Raw genomic sequence first — 16364 nt, forward strand, 5'->3', positions numbered from 1 at the left:
CTTGAACTTGAAATTTGGCCTTGGGGAATTTCTTCAAACCACATCAGCTTGGTCAGTTCTACCTGCGACCTCAAAACTTGTGCTTTGGTCAAGCTGGGTTTAGTTTCCTAGTTTGCTCTTTGATTTTCATTGAGTATAAGATTGCAGATAAAACGATAACAATCATAGGACACAGCAGAGCCAATGTTGGTCGAAGAATAGCCCCCTAATCGCTTATTTTATGGCAAAATGAAATAAAAACTAAACATTTTGTTGAGGAAGGCAAATCAATTCCTCACAATGTTCGAGAAAGAAGGGCGGACTATTCCAACTTCAACCCACTATAAAGCAGACTTACAAGATAGGGAACCCATCTCCGATAATATAATATATAGTAGAATGAAAACTGCACAATTTGATTGGGGAATTCAAACTAATTTCTCACAATGTTTGAGAAAAAGGGTCTATTATTTCAACTGCAACCTACTATAGCCCATTAAAGTTGGAATAACCCACTGAGACTTTTAAACCACTGCTGGAGAGGAGTTTGTGTCGATTTTCTTTCATTTCCCTGAAAAATCAAAAAGAGAGAACCAATCTGATCCTCTCTTACTTATAAATGGTGCTCACTCAAATGTTAAAGGAGCTATTTCTTAGAGATAAAGGAATTTGAATACAGCTACTGCCGCAATTGCTGCTGCAATAGGTGCTACTACTGGTACCCAAGAATACCACCATTTTGAATCGCCTTTATTCTCACCAAGAACTGATTTCGGAAGGAAAGCATGAAGGAGACGTGGCCCCAAGTCACGAGCTGGGTTCAAGGCAGGTCCTGTAGGTCCTCCAAGTGATGTTACCAAAGCCATAACGAGGAATCCAAGTGCCAAGTGAGCCACAGAAAGTCCTGAAGCAGTGTGTGGAGCCACCTGTGCTTTAATAGCCAAGTCAGAAAAATCAACTGTCTGTCCTGCTTGTGTTGCCATTTGTTTCATGTATTGAAGCACTTCAGCACCAAAGAAGTTTTTAGTCAAACCGAGAGCTGCAAAGAACAAAACAAATGAACCAACAAACTCGTTTACAAAACCATTAACAGTTGCTGCATAGCGACTTTCTTTTGTACCATGGTCAATACTTGAAATAGTTGAGAAAGTTCCCAAGATGTTATTTGGGTTTTCAGTTTTCAAGTAGAATGGACGGTGTGTTGCCACAACTAAGGCTTGACCAAAGATAGCCCCCAAGACTTGCGCGATAATGTAAGGTACCACTTGTGCCCAAGGGAAAAGACCGCTAACTGCAAGTCCTAGAGTGAAAGCAGGGTTGATGTGGTTCCCAGATACGTTACCAAACATCAAGGCTGGGATCATAACCCCCATACCATAACCAACAGCGATGACGAGCCAGCCACTTTGGTGACCTTTCGTACCTTTAAGTTCAACGTTGGCAACTGCACCATTCCCAAGAATGATCAAAATGGCAGTTCCCAAAAATTCAGTGGCATATTTCAGTGCCCATGTGAAATCCATTTGCTAGATTCTCCTTAAAATTTTTTAGATATTCTTTATTCTATCAATTTTTACCCTATTTAGCAACTGATTTCTGGAAATATTTTTAAAAAAATAGGATTCAGAGTTTCCCAATCTAATGAACTTGTAAGCGTTTTTAATCTTCTCGAAAGACCTCGTTCTCAAAACCAGGAAAAAGCCCACATCTGTGAGCTTTTCCTTGTTCCTAGATTCTAAAATCTATTATTTTTCATCTTCTTTTTTCTTGAAGAATCCTAATCCTAGACCAGCTAATAAGGTCATGATACCAGCGCTAGCCAAGGTAGCATTCGCTTCTGGACCTGTGTTTGGCAATTCCTCTCTTTTATTTGTCTCAGAAGTCGGAACTTCTGGGTCTGGACTCACTGGAATTTCAGTTTTTGGAGTACCTGGTTCTGGAGTTAGCTCTGGTATTGGAGTCTCTTGATTTGGTAGTTCTGGGTTTGGTGTCGGAACACTTGGATGCTCTGGATTTGGTTGTGGGTTTGGTTTGTCTGGAGTCGGTTCACCTGGAGCACCTGGTTCCTGAGGACTTGGAATTTCTGGAATTGGTTTTTCTGGTCTTGATAAACGGTCATACCTTACCAAAATAGTCGTACCTTTTGAATCTGCTGTTACTTCTGCATTCGATACTTTTGGTAAATCTGGTTTACCATAATTTTCAATTTCTGGCGATACGACTTCGTCCCAGTTGCCTGTTGTCCATTCACCTTCTGTCACGACTTTCGTCACTTTATTACGCTTGTTGGTTCTTGTTAATTCAACTGTTTGCGTAACTGGGCTAGCTACTTCTGTTGTTTCATCAGTCGCATCTACATACTTGATGGTACGGGTAACAGTTTCGCTTTCTTTAATATCTTCTGTAGCTTGCGGATATTTCACTACTTCGGTTGTATCTGTAGTTGTTGATGTTACAGTTGCTTCCGCTACAGTTGCCTTATCTGGGGCGTCATAGTTGGTTACAGTTGGAGAATCTTGAGAACCCCATGTACCTGTTGACCAGTCTCCTTCTGTTACTTTACCTGTCACTTTGTTACGCTTGTTGGTTCGCGTTAAGGTGACGGTTTGCGTAACTGGGCTACCTACTTCGGTTGTTTCATCAGTCGCATCTACATACTTGATGGTACGGGTAACAGTTTTGCTTTCTTTAATATCTTCTGTAGCTTGCGGATATTTCACTACTTCGGTTGTATCTGTAGTTGTTGACGTTACAGTTGCTTCTGCTACAGTTGCCTTATCTGGGGCGTCATAGTTGGTTACAGTTGGAGAGTCTTGAGAACCCCATGTACCTGTTGACCAGTCTCCTGCTGTTACTTTACCTGTCACTTTATTACGCTTGTTGGTTCTTGTTAGTTCAACTGTTTGCGTAACTGGGCTACCTACTTCTGTTGTTTCATCAGTCGCATCTATATACTTGATGGTACGGGTAACAGTTTTGCTTTCTTTAACATCTTCTGTAGCTTGTGGGTATTTCACTACTTCGGTTGTATCTGTAGTTGTTGATGTTACAGCTGTTTCCGCTACAGTTGCCTTATCTGGAGCGTCATAGTTGGTTACAGTTAGAGAGTCTTGAGAACCCCATGTACCTGTTGACCAGTCTCCTGCTGTCACGACTTTCGTCACTTTATTACGCTTGTTGGTTCGCGTTAAGGTGACGCTTTGCGTAACTGGTGTTGCCACTTCTTTTGTTTCGTTGGCTTTATCGACATACTTGATGGTACGGGTAACAGTTCTGCTTTCTTTAACATCTTCTGTAGCTTGTGGGTATTTCACTACTTCGGTTGTATCTGTAGTTGTTGATGTTACAGCTGTTTCCGCTACAGTTGCCTTATCTGGGGCGTCATAGTTTTCTACTGATGGTGAAGTTTTTTCGTCCCAGTTGCCTGTTGTCCATTCACCTTCTGTCACGACTTTCGTCACTTTGTTACGCTTGTTGGTTCTTGTTAGTTCAACTGTTTGCGTAACTGAATCAGCCACTTCTTTTGTTTCGTTGGCTTTATCGACATACTTGATGGTACGGGTAACAGTTCTGCTTTCTTTAACATCTTCTGTAGCTTGTGGGTATTTCACTACTTCGGTTGTATCTGTAGTTGTTGATGTTACAGTTGCTTCCGCTACAGTTGCCTTATCTGGGGCGTCATAGTTGGTTACAGTTGGAGAGTCTTGAGAACCCCATGTACCTGTTGACCAGTCTCCTGCTGTCACGACTTTCGTCACTTTATTACGCTTGTTGGTTCGCGTTAAGGTGACGCTTTGCGTAACTGGTGTTGCCACTTCTTTTGTTTCGTTGGCTTTATCGACATACTTGATGGTACGGGTAACAGTTTTGCTTTCTTGAACATCTTCTGTAGCTTGTGGGTATTTCACTACTTCGGTTGTATCTGTAGTTGTTGATGTTACAGTTGCTTCCGCTACAGTTGCCTTATCTGGTGCGTCATAGTTAGTGACTGTTGGAGAGGCTTGGGTCGCCCATGTACCTGTTGACCAGTCTCCTTCTGTTACTTTACCTGTCACTTTGTTACGCTTGTTGGTTTTTGTTAGTTCAACTGTTTGCGTAACTGGGCTAGCTACTTCTGTTGTTTCATCAGTCGCATCTACATACTTGATGGTACGGGTAACAGTTTTGGTTTCTTGAACATCTTCTATAGCTTGCGGATATTTCACAACGATTGTCTCATCTGTGCTTGCGGATGTGACGGTCGCAGAAGAAACCGTAGCTGTTTCGGCTGGACCATAGTTTTCTACTGATGGTGAAACTTTTTCGTCCCAGTTGCCTGTTGACCAAGTTCCTTCTGTCACGACTTTCGTCACTTTATTACGCTTGTTAGTTCTTGTTAATTCAACTGTTTGCGTAACTGGGCTAGCTACTTCGGTTGTTTCGTTGGCTTTATCGACATACTTGATGGTACGGGTAACAGTTTTAGTTTCTTTAACATCTTCTGTAGCTTGCGGATATTTCACAACGACTGTCTCATCTTTGCTTACTGATGTGACGGTCGCAGAAGAAACCGTAGCTGTTTCGGCTGGACCATAGTTTTCTACTGATGGTGAAACTTTTTCGTCCCAGTTTCCTGTTGTCCATTCACCGTAGGTTACAACTCCTGTTACCTTGTTCTCAGTTTTTGTACGGCTTAAGGTTACAGGTTGAACAACATCTTCTTTGACAGTTTGGTTCGTAACTTTATCAACGTAATGAATGGTACGCGTTATAGTCTTCGTCTCAGTAGTGGTGGCTGTTTTAGGAACCACTGTTTCCTCAACATTCTCACGGTAGTAGTAGTTAACGGTTGCACCGTCTTCTGGTACAGTTCCTGTGGCATTTTCAGGAGTTGCTACCAAGGTGTATGTTGTTTTCCTTGTGATAACTCGGTCTTCTTTGTCCTCAGTTGTTGTTTTTCCTTCAATAACTTTTGCTTCTGTAGTATACTCAGAACCTATCGCTAAATCAGCTTGTACAACAGACTCTGCCAACTTCTCTTGGGTACCTTCTTTATAGTAATTGGCTGTTACTGTAGCAGTAGTAGGCGCTTCACGTTCCTCATATACATAAGTTACCGTTCTTACCCCGCTTACGATATTTCCTTCAGTAGGGGCAGAATTTTCCCCCAAATCTCTTTTGACTCTATAATGTTTCCCATTAGTCGTTGAGATAGTGCTGAGTTTTTTATCTGTGACATTATAGCTAGTACCAATCAGTTGTTTTTTATTGGTAATGTAGGTTCCGTCACTTTCTTTTTCTCCAATTCCAGTATCATTTTTCAATGATAGCAAATGCCCTTGTTCATCAACATAGCGAACTTTCACATTTCCTGAGATTAGTTCTGCCAATTCTGAGGTTTTCTTCTTTTTCTTGATTTCTTCGGTTATTTTCTTTTTCTCTTCTTCGGGAATATTTAGTTTTGGAATGATTTTTTCAACAACGGTTCGTGATGGTTCCACAGTATCTTGGATGACTGAAAAGTCAGCGAGAATTGGAAGATTATACTGAACACGGTGACTTTGAGGATTTACCCCTACTCTGTCATTATTCTCTGAAAATACTTGTACGGTATAAGAAACAACATCTTTTGCTAATAAAACATCCCCAGTAGAGAAGTAGCCACCTTTTCCTAGATTGCTATCTCCAGGACCCACTGCGTCCTTAATCTTATCAGATAGTTGTTTATCAGTCAGTACATTCGTTCGCACAATTCCTTTGTCTACCCCTACAAAGTGTGAGAAATGTTTGAAGTCTTCAGAATCAGATCTAGCCCAACCTTTATTAAGGTTATTTGCTTTTGTATTTGTATTGTCTCTCTCAAAGGTTTGGGAATCAACACCATATGTATCTGCACTTGCAGTTGCTTCTATATCTGACCCTTGAATACCTGCTTCCTTACTACCATTTCTAGCGGCGAGATAGGTGTATTTTTCTGTTTCTACTTCTAGCTGATCATCCTTAACATGATAGGTAATTTTCTTAGCACCTGGTATAAGAGTCCTCAGTAGTTTATATACTCTGTCATCAGCTTTAGCTGGAGGAGTGCTTGAGTTTAGCCAAGTTGGGGTATTAGGAGTATCTTTATCAGCAACTTTCAATAAATTATTTAATTCGTTTGATAGCTTTGAAGTTGACTGAGATGTGCTTGTGAATGTTTTTCCCCACTCTGAATCTCTTTCTTTTGATTTTTCTATACTTAAGAAGTCTTCCGTAACATTTAATACAATATCGCCTTGTTTTTTAACTTCTTCCCTAGCTTCTGCTTCCAATTGATTGTACAGTTTGGTATCTTCTTCTGTATAATATCTTCTGGGTTTACGGTGTAATGGAGTAAATTTTATTTTCTCATTACGAATTTTATTAACACGAGATTTAAACTCATCTTTAAAAAATTTGGAAATTTGGAAATTCGCCAGTTCTACATTTAAACCTTTTTTGTACAAGTTTTCATTTTGAACGATTTCGGCTACACGGTGAATGGTTTCATCGTATACCGTCTTCTCTTGGCCAGCAGTATCCTTAGTTTTAATGACTACTCGATAGGTTCCTTTAGAACCATTAATATCTGAGATATATCCTGTCACAAATTCCACACGAACACGGCTTCCGAAGCCAGGAGAAAAGGCAGTAAACTGCTTCTCTATCCCATTATATCCAACTACACCTGGAGAATATTTATTATACTTATCTTTTTCTAAAAATGGGAGATTCTTAAATTCGGTGGAGTTCTTATTAGCACGTTCATTTTGAGCACGTGGATCATACTTCGAATTATCTGAAACCGTCTCGTCACGATTAGCTCGTGTACGTCCTTTAACAAGCATAAGCATGTATTTAAAACGACGGTCTAATGCTTGTTCGTGCACAAAAATGTTATCTAAGGCATCTGCCCCAAGCATACCACCTTGTTCAATCGTACCATCTTCTTTCTTATACCAACCTGTAAAGTAACCATCTGCATTTTTCTTACCAATAACGAATTTACCTGGTCTGCCATCTTTACCTGCAATCGCTGTCCATCCACCGAAAGAATCAAGTTCTCTTATTTCACCATCTTGTAATTTATCTCCTGTACCATCTTCACTGACTTTGCCGTTTTTAAATCTAAGAGCATCCCCAAGGGTGTTCATACTACGCAAGTAAGAACGTTCATTATTTTGGAAGTCGTCTGGCATATTTTTTACAATATCCCATAATTGTTCGAGAGTCAGATTTTCCTTAGGAGTATCAAATTTCAGATGGGCATTCTTATCATCCCCACCTGTCTCTCCATCTTTAGGCACAATGACCCCGGGCTGGTGTTCTTTTACTGTGTCACCCTTACGATTGGCATCCAGTAAATCTGAATCAGTATCTGCTGTGTCTGAACCTCCCTCATTTCCAGAAGTCGGCTCTGATTCAGTTCCTGTAGCTCCATTCGATGAATCACTTGCCTCCTCATCAGCTAATTCTCTTTTACTACGAGTACGAGGTTTCGTACTTTCTGGAGTTACTAGCGGATTGTCAGCTACGGGAGCATTATAGGTGTTTGCTGCTGCATCAGTATGACTGAGGTCAGTCTTGTTTTCTGGCTCTCCAATTCCAGACTGTCCTGGATCTGTCGGGTTTGCTGTCCTCTCAGCTTCCCTCGCTGACTCCACGCCCTCAGCATGAGCAATCCCAGCTCCCATCAAAAGATAGAGCGCCCCAATGACAACACTAGCTGCACCGACACTCACTTTTCGAATACTGTATTTTAATTGTTTTTCTGGACTATTCATGACTACCTCCATATATATATATATATATATATATATATATATCGAAAGATATATATTATAACAGATCTTATACAATAATCCTCATTTTAAATTATACAACGAATAAGGTTTAATTTCAATTTTTTAGAGACTACAAATAGGATAAACTTGACTTGTCATTTCGGTTTGTAATGAACACACTTAAATCAAAATTATGAATAGTACAGTCTTCTTCGCTCATTGACTAAAAACTTATGCTACCGTTTTACTAAAATGCTAAAAAGTGCTATAATGTGAACGGTTAAAACAATTTACAAAAAGGAGAATTTGAATGTCTTACCAAGAAAATTACCAGAAATGGGTTGATTTTGCGGAGCTTCCTGACTACCTTCGTCAAGATTTGGAAAATATGGATGAAAAAACTAAGGAAGATGCCTTCTATACAAATCTTGAATTTGGTACTGCAGGTATGCGTGGCTTGATTGGTGCTGGTACAAACCGCATCAACATCTACGTTGTTCGCCAAGCTACTGAGGGATTGGCTCGTTTGATTGAGTCAAAAGGTGGAAATGAAAAAGAACGCGGTGTGGCAATTGCCTACGACAGCCGTCACTTCTCACCTGAATTTGCCTTTGAATCTGCGGCAGTTCTTGCTAAACACGGCATCAAATCTTACGTATTTGAAAGCCTTCGTCCAACTCCAGAACTATCATTTGCAGTTCGTCACCTCAACTGTTTCGCAGGTATCATGGTCACAGCCAGCCACAACCCTGCTCCATTTAACGGTTACAAGGTTTACGGTGAAGACGGTGGACAAATGCCTCCACACGACGCGGACGCTTTGACTACTTATATCCGTGCAATCGAAAACCCATTTGCAGTTGAAGTTGCTGATGTGGAATCTGAAAAGGCTTCTGGCTTGATTGAAGTTATCGGCGAAGCTGTTGACGTAGAATACCTTAAAGAAGTTAAGGACGTAAACATCAACCCAGCCTTGATTGAAGAATTCGGTAAAGACATGAAAATTGTCTACACACCACTTCATGGTACTGGTGAAATGTTGGCTCGTCGTGCTCTTGCCCAAGCAGGATTTGACTCAGTTCAAGTCGTTGAAGCGCAAGCAACTGCTGATCCTGACTTCTCAACTGTAAAATCTCCAAACCCAGAAAGCCAAGCAGCCTTTGCACTTGCTGAAGAACTTGGTCGTCAAGTTGGTGCAGATGTTCTTGTGGCAACTGACCCTGATGCTGACCGTGTTGGTGTTGAAGTTCTTCAAAAAGATGGTAGCTACCTCAACCTTTCAGGTAACCAAATCGGTGCTATCATGGCAAAATACATCTTGGAAGCCCACAAAAACGCTGGAACTCTTCCTGAAAATGCAGCCCTTTGCAAATCGATCGTATCAACTGACTTGGTAACGAAGATTGCTGAAAGCTACGGCGCAACCATGTTCAACGTTCTGACTGGTTTCAAATTCATCGCTGAAAAAATCCAAGAATTCGAAGAAAAACACAATCACACATACATGATGGGATTTGAAGAAAGCTTCGGTTACTTGATTAAACCATTCGTACGTGATAAAGACGCTATCCAAGCCGTTCTTGTCGTTGCTGAACTTGCTGCCTACTACCGTTCACGTGGTTTGACACTTGCTGATGGTATCGAAGAAATCTACAAAGAGTACGGCTACTATGCAGAAAAGACAATCTCTGTTACCCTTTCAGGTGTCGATGGTGCTGAACAAATCAAAGCGATTATGGCTAAATTCCGCAACAATGCTCCAAAAGAATGGAATGCAACAGCTATCACTGTCGTAGAAGACTTCAAAGCTCAAACAGCTACTGCTGACGGTACTGTTACAAACTTGACAACTCCTCCAAGCGATGTGTTGAAATACACACTTGCTGACGGTTCATGGATTGCTGTTCGCCCTTCAGGGACAGAACCAAAAATCAAGTTCTACATTGCAGTTGTAGGGGAAACAAACGAAGAATCACAAGCTAAGATTGCTAACATCGAAGCAGAAATCAATGCTTTTGTAAAATAAAGACCTAAAAAGATGAGACCAACCAATCTCATCTTTTTTTCGTATCAAATCTAAGCAATTTTAGAAACTTTATGGCATACTAGACTTATCAACGAAAGCGAGGTAATCTCATGGAACAATTTTTAGATAATATCAAAGACCTTGAAGTCACTACAGTTGCGCGTGCGCAAGAAGCTCTTGATAAAAAAGAAACTGCAACCTTCTTTATCGGTCGCAAAACTTGCCCTTACTGCCGTAAATTTGCTGGTACATTGTCAGGTGTCGTAGCTGAAACTAAAGCTCACATTTACTTCATCAATAGTGAAGAATCAAGCCAACTCAATGAGTTACAAGCATTCCGTTCACGCTACGGAATCCCAACTGTACCAGGATTTGTTCACGTTGCAGATGGACAAATCAATGTCCGTTGCGACTCGTCAATGTCAGCACAAGAAATCAAGGACTTTGCTGGATTGTAAAAAATCAACTAACAAGTTTTAAAATCACAAAAACGCATAATATAAGGTGCAAAAACCTTGATATTATGCGTTTTATTGTTCCTAAAACAGTTACATCAGCATTTCATTACAGAACATTTTAATTTTATAAGTCAAATCAATTTTTAACAATGGTTTAGAAATCACAGTGGGCTATTCCATATTCAATTATCCAGATTCAATCGCTATTATCGTTTTCCTAGATTACAAAAAAACTACGTTTTGCTAATCAAAACGCAGTCTCAGCCACTATTTTATATTACTGTCCTTCTTTTACTTCTTTGGTTGCTACATCTTCTCCAAACCATTTTTGGCTGATTTCTTGGAATTTACCGTCCTTGTAAAGACTAGAAAAAGCTTCATTTATCTTCTTAACCAGAGTTGTATCTTCCTTACGGGCTCCAACCGCAAAAGCTTCTGTTTCTAGTCCAACTGTAAAGACATTATAATCGTTTAAAACACCTTCTGCTTCTAAATAATAGTTTGCATAGACACGGTCAATCAATAGACCGTCAATTCGATCATTTTTCAAATCAATCAAGGCTTCATTAAAGGTTTGGTATTGATTCGCTTCCTTATTAGCGACAATATCCTTTAAAATCGCTGGGTTTGCTTCAAAATCCGCATAACCAGATGAACCGGCTTGCGCTCCTAAAGTCTTTCCAGCCATATCCTTTGCAGTCGTGATACCAGATGATTTCTTGGTCACCAATACCTGCTCATTCTTCATATATGAGTTACTGAATGCTACCTTTTCACGGCGTTCATCTGTAGCGGAATAGCCATTCCAAATCAGATCAATCGTTCCTTTTGTCAATTCAGCTTCTTTCAAATCCCAATCAATCGGTTGCCAGTTTACCGTAATTCCGTATTTTTCAAAAACAGCTGTAGCTAAATCAATATCAAATCCTGCATAAGAACCATCTTTCTGAGCAAATCCCATTGGAACAAAAGTACTATCAAATCCAATAGTAATAGACTTGTTAGACTCGTACTTAGACCAATTATCTCCACTAGTTTCGCTAGAATTTTTCCCACAAGCTACTAAGAACAAAGCAGTCATTAGACTAACTAATACAAGCATCCATTTTTTCATCCATTTTTCCTCCTATTTAGGTTCTACTTTCAATAATACATCTGCGATATTTTCAGCAAACTGCAAATCATGGGTAACCACAATCTGGGTCATGCCAAGTTCCCTATTTTGCAAGATCAATTTTTCCACTTCCAAGCGCAATTCTGGATCTAGGGCAGAAGTTGGTTCATCATAGCCAATGATTTCTGGGTCAATCATCATAGCACGCGCCAAGGCCACCCGTTGCTTTTGTCCACCTGATAATGAGAATGGATAGGCATCTGCGTGTCCTCCTAGTCCTAACTGTTCCAAGAGTCCACTCGCCTTCTTATCAGCCTCCTCCTGCTTCATCCCCATGGTCTTCACAGGCGATAAAGTCAAATTGTCCAGAACTGATAAATGAGGGAACAGTTGAAAATCTTGGAAGACAAATCCTAGTAGGTTTCGCTTCTGCAATTCATCCAGCTCTAAAGGTTGTCCATTATAAAAGATTTGTCCAGAATCAATGGTTTCAAGACCCGCAAGCATACGTAAGAGAGTTGTCTTACCTCCACCAGAAGGCCCAACGATAGCCAGGATTTGCTTTTCAGGAATACTTAGACTGAAATTAGACAGGATTTGTTTGTCTCCAAATTTCTTATTGATATTTCGTAATTCTAACATGGCAGCCTCCTATCTATAATAACTATACTTCTTCTCAACTTTTTTGGAAATAATTGTCACAATCCCAATCAAAATCAAGTAAATGGCTCCTGCCAAGAACATAGGAACCAGACTAGCATCACGGTTGGCAGCTGTTCGACTAGCCAAGATAAGATCAGAAATTCCTAGAGCATAGACCAGAGAGGTATCCTTGACCAAACTCATAACTTCGTTAAAGACACTAGGAAGAACAATCTTGGTCACTTGGGGCAAGATAATATAGCGCACTGTGTCAAAAGGGCTAAACTTCAAGACCTTGGCTGCCTCATACTGTCCTCTTGGAATAGTGTCAATTCCCCCACGGAAAATTTCTGCAAAGTAAGCCGCATAGTTGAGAACAAAGGCAATAATAGCTGCAGGAAGGCGGTCTAAACGAATCCCAATACTTGGGAGCACATAATAAATAAAAATCAATTGCAAGAGCAAGGGGGTGCCACGCATAACCCAGATGTAAATGTTAATCAGATAATGGAGGGGCTTCCAATGGACTTGCAAGGCAAAGGCAATCAAAACGCCCAAAGGAATCGAAAATAGCAAGACCAGTGCAAAGACCTGTACAGTCGTGCTCGCACCATTCAGTAAACTCGGTAATATCTCAAATAAATAAGACATACTGCACCTCCTAAAAGTAATTGTTCCTATTATAGCATGAATAAACAAAATAACCAACCATTTTTGCAAAAAAATTCTATCATATACAAATAAAAACCGTAGCTATCAAAAGAGATAAACTACAGTTCTATATGTTTAAACATTCTTACAATCTCTCAAACAGTTCTTGCATTTGCACATCATCTGGAACCAGTTTTAAGTAAGCTTGTGCATTGACTTTTGCTTCCTCAAAGTAGCCCAATTCACGCAAGACATAGATATAGTGTTCCAAAAACTCTGGATTGTCCTTTAAATCTCCTGCCAACTCTTGGTAATGCTCATAGGCAGTATCCAAATCGTCCATTTCTTGATAGGAACGAGCAATCATCCACTTGGTCAAGAGATTTTCTGGCTCATCGCTCTGCAAGTCTAGAATATCCTCATAACTCTCCTGCTCCAGATAAATAGTGGCTAAACGAAGCAAGATTTCTTCTGTATCCTCAGCGTCTTCTTTAGCTGTTAGGAGATAATTTTCTGCCCCACTTGCATCATGCAATTCATAAGAGAATTGCGAAGCAGCTAGCAAGAGGCGAGTTTCAAAGGGATTTTTCTCTAAGCCTTGCTTAGCGATACGCAGGGCTTCTTGAACTTGATGTTCCTTATGTAAGGCCTGGCTATAACCATATTCATAGCCTTCAAAGTCAGGAGAAATGGTATCAAGCTGCTTAAAGTAAAGGGTGGCTTTTTGGTATTCTTCTTGATCAAAGTAAAGGCTGGCCAACTCAAAAGCTGTTAGGTCATCGTATTCTAACTCCAGGGCTTTTTCTAAAAACTCAGTAGCCGTTTCAAATTTCCCTAACTGGGCATAGGCAAAACCAATTCGTTGATAGGTGGAAATGCCCGTTTGCTCATAAATAGTACGATTATCTAACTGGGCATAGCCTTGAATGGCCTCTTGGTAATTTTCCAACTCACTATCCAACTCTGCCAAACCCAATATCAAGAGAGGATCCTCTGAGTAGGTCAAAGCCTCCAGCAATTTCTCACGCGCCACATCTGTCAAACCTTCCATCTGGTAAAGATCTGCCTTCAAAGCCAAAGCCGAAACATACCAGTCACTGTCAGCTTGGATTTCCTCAAGATAAGCAAAGGCTTCTTCGATTTGACCATCCTCGCTAGCAATTGCAGCTAGATTAAGATGAAGCTCTGGGAAATCCTCTACAATTTTCAGGTAAATCTCCTTTGCCTGAGGATAAAAACCAATTCCTTCAAGATAAGTTGCCAACTCATACAGAAGGTCACTTGGATCATTTTCTAAAGCTTTGACGAAATAGTGCTCAGCCTTGGCTAAATCTTGCTCCTCCAAAGCCTGTAACATCTGTTGACTATTGTTCACTTTTGACTTCCTCGCCCTCTAATTCATATAGACCACTGACTGCCTTATACCATTCGAAAATGGCTGAAATGACAACCTTAGCAGAGGCATAAACTGGAATACCAAGTAAAACTCCCCAGATACCAAACATAGATCCTGAAGTTAACAAAACAAAGAGAACATTAATGGGATGGATGTTTAATTGACTTCCCAAAATCAATGGAGAGACAAAACGGCCTTCAATAGTTTGTTCTACGATAAAGACAATCACTACTTTCAAAAGCATGACTGGCCCAGCAATCAAGCCCAAAACTAGGGCAGGAAGCATGGCTAGGAAGCTACCAAGATAAGGAACCAGATTTAAAATACCAGCAGTAACACCAAGCGTAACCGCATAACGTAGACCGATAATCTTAAAGAAGATAATAAACATTACTGCTACAATAATAGCCACTGTTACTTGCCCTCGAACATAGTTGGACAACTGTTGATTCACATCTGATAAAACTTGTCCAACAGGTTCCTTCAATTTTCTTGGCATAAATTGGGTCAAATAGTTACGCAAGCCTTTCCCATCACGCAAGAGATAAAAGAGCATGAACGGAACGATAATCAAGGCAACAATCACTTGAGAAGCCCCACTAATAAAGGCACTCACCCAGTTGACTGCCCGAGATGAAACCTTGCTCGCCCAAACTGTAGCCTGGCTAGAAAAATTGGTCAAAACTTGCTCTAATTGAGGTCTGAAATCATCTGGCAGGTGCTGGGCTACCAATCCATTAACAATCCTATCTATATCTTCTAAGTAAACAGGAACGTTTCTTGCAAAGGTCAAAACCTGACGTTGCAGATTTGGAATGGCGACTGCCAAGCCCCAAATGATAAAGAGAGCGATGATAACAAAGACAATAGTGATAGCTATGACACGATTCACCTTATGCTTCTCCATCCAATCAACAATAGGATTTAATAAATAATATAGTAAACCAGATAGAATAACTGGCAGCATCACAACTGCCAAAAAGTCTAAAACAGGTGAAAATAGAAAACTAATCTTACTTAAAATAAAAAGATTCAGTCCCAATAATAAGGTTACCAAAAATACCGTAATGGCCTTGTTATCCAAAAACCACTTGAAAAACCAAGACAGGCTAAAATGTTTCTCTTTTTGTTCCATAAATACTTCCTTTCTATCGTTCTCTCATTATACCATTTTTAAATCAAAATAACTCTTTTTTAAAGTGCTTACATCTAATTGGATGTCTTTAATTGGCTTGTTTTTGTGATATAATAGTCTTATCTTTATATAGAGGTAAAGTTATGAAAGAAACTGTTTATTTTGGAACTTACACACGTCGTACTTCCCAAGGGATTTACAAGGCTGACTTTGATACAGAAACTGGTCAGCTTTCAAACCTAGAACTTTTTGCAGCTGAACCAAGTCCAACCTACCTTGCCTTTGACCAGCACCAACATTTATACACCGTTGGTAGTCAAGACGATAAGGGGGGAATTGCAGCCTATCAAACTGACGGGACTGTGTTAAATCATGTCGTTGAGGAAGGAGCTCCCCACTGTTATGTTGCTGTCGATGAAAAGCGTAATTTGGTCTATGCAGCCAACTACCATAAAGGACAGGTACTGGTTTATAAACGTCAGAAGGATGGGAGCCTTTTACTTAGTGATGTAGATCAACACAGTGGCCAAGGTCCACATGAAAATCAAGCATCTCCTCATGTTCACTATACAGATTTAACACCTGACCACTATCTAGTGACCTGCGATTTGGGTACTGACCAAGTCATCACTTATGACCTTGACCAAGAAGGAAAATTATCTAAGCTCTACACCTATCACAGCCAGCCAGGAGCAGGCTCACGCCATATCGTTTTCCATAACCACTATAAAATCGCTTATCTGATTTGTGAACTCAATAGTACTATCGAGGTTTTAATCTACGATGGTGTTGGCGAATTTGAACGTATGCAGGTTATTTCAACTTTACCAGACGGTTATGAAGGCTTTAATGGAACCGCTGCTATTCGTCTCTCTACAGACGGTAAATACCTCTACGCTTCTAACCGTGGTCATGATTCTATCGCAGTATATACCATCCTTGCGGACGGTAGCTTAGAGTTATTAGAAATCGTTCCAACACATGGTCAGACTCCACGTGATTTTGATTTGACACCTGACCAAAAATTTCTCATTGCTGTCCACCAAGACTCTGACAATGCAACTGTCTTTAAACGTAATTGTGACAATGGTCGTCTAGCAGAACTCTCCAACGACTTCCATGTTCCCGAAGCAGTCTGCATCCGTTTTGCTCCTTAATACTCTTCAAAAATCTCTTCAAACC

Annotated in this window: 10 protein-coding genes and 4 pseudogenes; 3 read left to right on the forward strand and 11 right to left on the reverse strand. The window is 40.3% G+C overall.

What is annotated here, in order from left to right; all coding sequences use genetic code 11:
* Positions 1–632 precede the first annotated feature (632 nt).
* The 6 genes and pseudogenes from gla to HT671_RS11970 form a co-directional block, all read right to left on the reverse strand.
* A complete protein-coding gene (gla, locus tag HT671_RS10465; protein WP_000348129.1) occupies positions 633–1502 on the reverse strand; it encodes an aquaglyceroporin Gla in 870 nt (289 codons plus the stop codon).
* Positions 1503–1724: 222 nt separating this feature from the next.
* A complete protein-coding gene (locus HT671_RS12110; RefSeq protein ID WP_044012429.1) occupies positions 1725–2375 on the reverse strand; it encodes an LPXTG cell wall anchor domain-containing protein in 651 nt (216 codons plus the stop codon).
* Positions 2376–2477: 102 nt separating this feature from the next.
* Positions 2478–4481 (reverse strand): annotated as a pseudogene (locus tag HT671_RS11790) (hypothetical protein); the annotation flags it as partial.
* Positions 4461–4769 (reverse strand): annotated as a pseudogene (locus HT671_RS10485) (cell surface protein); the annotation flags it as partial. The pseudogenes HT671_RS10485 and HT671_RS11790, both read right to left, overlap by 21 nt.
* Positions 4727–5848: pseudogene (locus HT671_RS11795) on the reverse strand (MucBP domain-containing protein). The pseudogenes HT671_RS10485 and HT671_RS11795, both read right to left, overlap by 43 nt.
* A gap of 1807 nt (positions 5849–7655) precedes the next feature.
* Positions 7656–7772 (reverse strand): annotated as a pseudogene (locus HT671_RS11970) (YSIRK-type signal peptide-containing protein); the annotation flags it as partial.
* 298 nt (positions 7773–8070) lie between these two features.
* Here HT671_RS11970 and HT671_RS10510 point away from each other — a divergent pair.
* On the forward strand, positions 8071–9786 hold the full coding sequence (locus tag HT671_RS10510; protein ID WP_138703151.1) for a phospho-sugar mutase: 1716 nt from the start codon (positions 8071–8073) through the stop codon (positions 9784–9786).
* A 110-nt stretch (positions 9787–9896) separates the two neighbouring features.
* On the forward strand, positions 9897–10244 hold the full coding sequence (locus HT671_RS10515) for a PedC/BrcD family bacteriocin maturation disulfide isomerase (protein WP_138703150.1): 348 nt from the start codon (positions 9897–9899) through the stop codon (positions 10242–10244).
* A gap of 277 nt (positions 10245–10521) precedes the next feature.
* Here HT671_RS10515 and HT671_RS10520 read toward each other — a convergent pair whose 3' ends face one another.
* From HT671_RS10520 to HT671_RS10540, 5 genes are all read right to left on the reverse strand, one after another.
* Positions 10522–11358: an amino acid ABC transporter substrate-binding protein gene (locus tag HT671_RS10520; RefSeq protein WP_050220771.1), complete on the reverse strand. Its 837-nt coding sequence runs from the start codon at positions 11356–11358 to the stop codon at positions 10522–10524.
* Positions 11359–11370: 12 nt separating this feature from the next.
* Complete coding sequence (locus tag HT671_RS10525; RefSeq protein WP_138703148.1) at positions 11371–12000, reverse strand: amino acid ABC transporter ATP-binding protein; 630 nt, start codon at positions 11998–12000, stop codon at positions 11371–11373.
* Between the two features lie 9 nt (positions 12001–12009).
* Positions 12010–12651 carry an amino acid ABC transporter permease gene (locus tag HT671_RS10530; protein ID WP_000120831.1) on the reverse strand — a complete coding sequence of 214 codons (642 nt, stop codon included), beginning with the start codon at positions 12649–12651 and terminating at the stop codon, positions 12010–12012.
* Positions 12652–12796: 145 nt separating this feature from the next.
* On the reverse strand, positions 12797–14026 hold the full coding sequence (locus HT671_RS10535) for a tetratricopeptide repeat protein (RefSeq protein ID WP_166735487.1): 1230 nt from the start codon (positions 14024–14026) through the stop codon (positions 12797–12799).
* On the reverse strand, positions 14016–15182 hold the full coding sequence (locus HT671_RS10540; RefSeq protein WP_000435457.1) for an AI-2E family transporter: 1167 nt from the start codon (positions 15180–15182) through the stop codon (positions 14016–14018). The genes HT671_RS10535 and HT671_RS10540 overlap by 11 nt, the downstream gene beginning before the upstream one ends.
* Positions 15183–15325: 143 nt before the next feature.
* Here HT671_RS10540 and HT671_RS10545 point away from each other — a divergent pair, with 143 nt between their 5' ends.
* Positions 15326–16339: a lactonase family protein gene (locus HT671_RS10545; protein ID WP_138703147.1), complete on the forward strand. Its 1014-nt coding sequence runs from the start codon at positions 15326–15328 to the stop codon at positions 16337–16339.
* Positions 16340–16364: the final 25 nt, after the last annotated feature.

The organism is Streptococcus sp. 2741 (assembly GCF_013276315.1).
Classification (GTDB): Bacteria; Bacillota; Bacilli; order Lactobacillales; family Streptococcaceae; genus Streptococcus; species Streptococcus pseudopneumoniae.

Bases quoted from the DNA above. Each gene is read 5' to 3' on its own strand.
- gla (WP_000348129.1), bottom strand. From the start codon at position 1,502: ATGGATTTCACATGGGCACTGAAATATGCCACTGAATTTTTGGGAACT.
- HT671_RS10510 (WP_138703151.1), top strand. From the start codon at position 8,071: ATGTCTTACCAAGAAAATTACCAGAAATGGGTTGATTTTGCGGAGCTT.
- HT671_RS10515 (WP_138703150.1), top strand. From the start codon at position 9,897: ATGGAACAATTTTTAGATAATATCAAAGACCTTGAAGTCACTACAGTT.
- HT671_RS10520 (WP_050220771.1), bottom strand. From the start codon at position 11,358: ATGAAAAAATGGATGCTTGTATTAGTTAGTCTAATGACTGCTTTGTTC.
- HT671_RS10525 (WP_138703148.1), bottom strand. From the start codon at position 12,000: ATGTTAGAATTACGAAATATCAATAAGAAATTTGGAGACAAACAAATC.
- HT671_RS10530 (WP_000120831.1), bottom strand. From the start codon at position 12,651: ATGTCTTATTTATTTGAGATATTACCGAGTTTACTGAATGGTGCGAGC.
- HT671_RS10540 (WP_000435457.1), bottom strand. From the start codon at position 15,182: ATGGAACAAAAAGAGAAACATTTTAGCCTGTCTTGGTTTTTCAAGTGG.
- HT671_RS10545 (WP_138703147.1), top strand. From the start codon at position 15,326: ATGAAAGAAACTGTTTATTTTGGAACTTACACACGTCGTACTTCCCAA.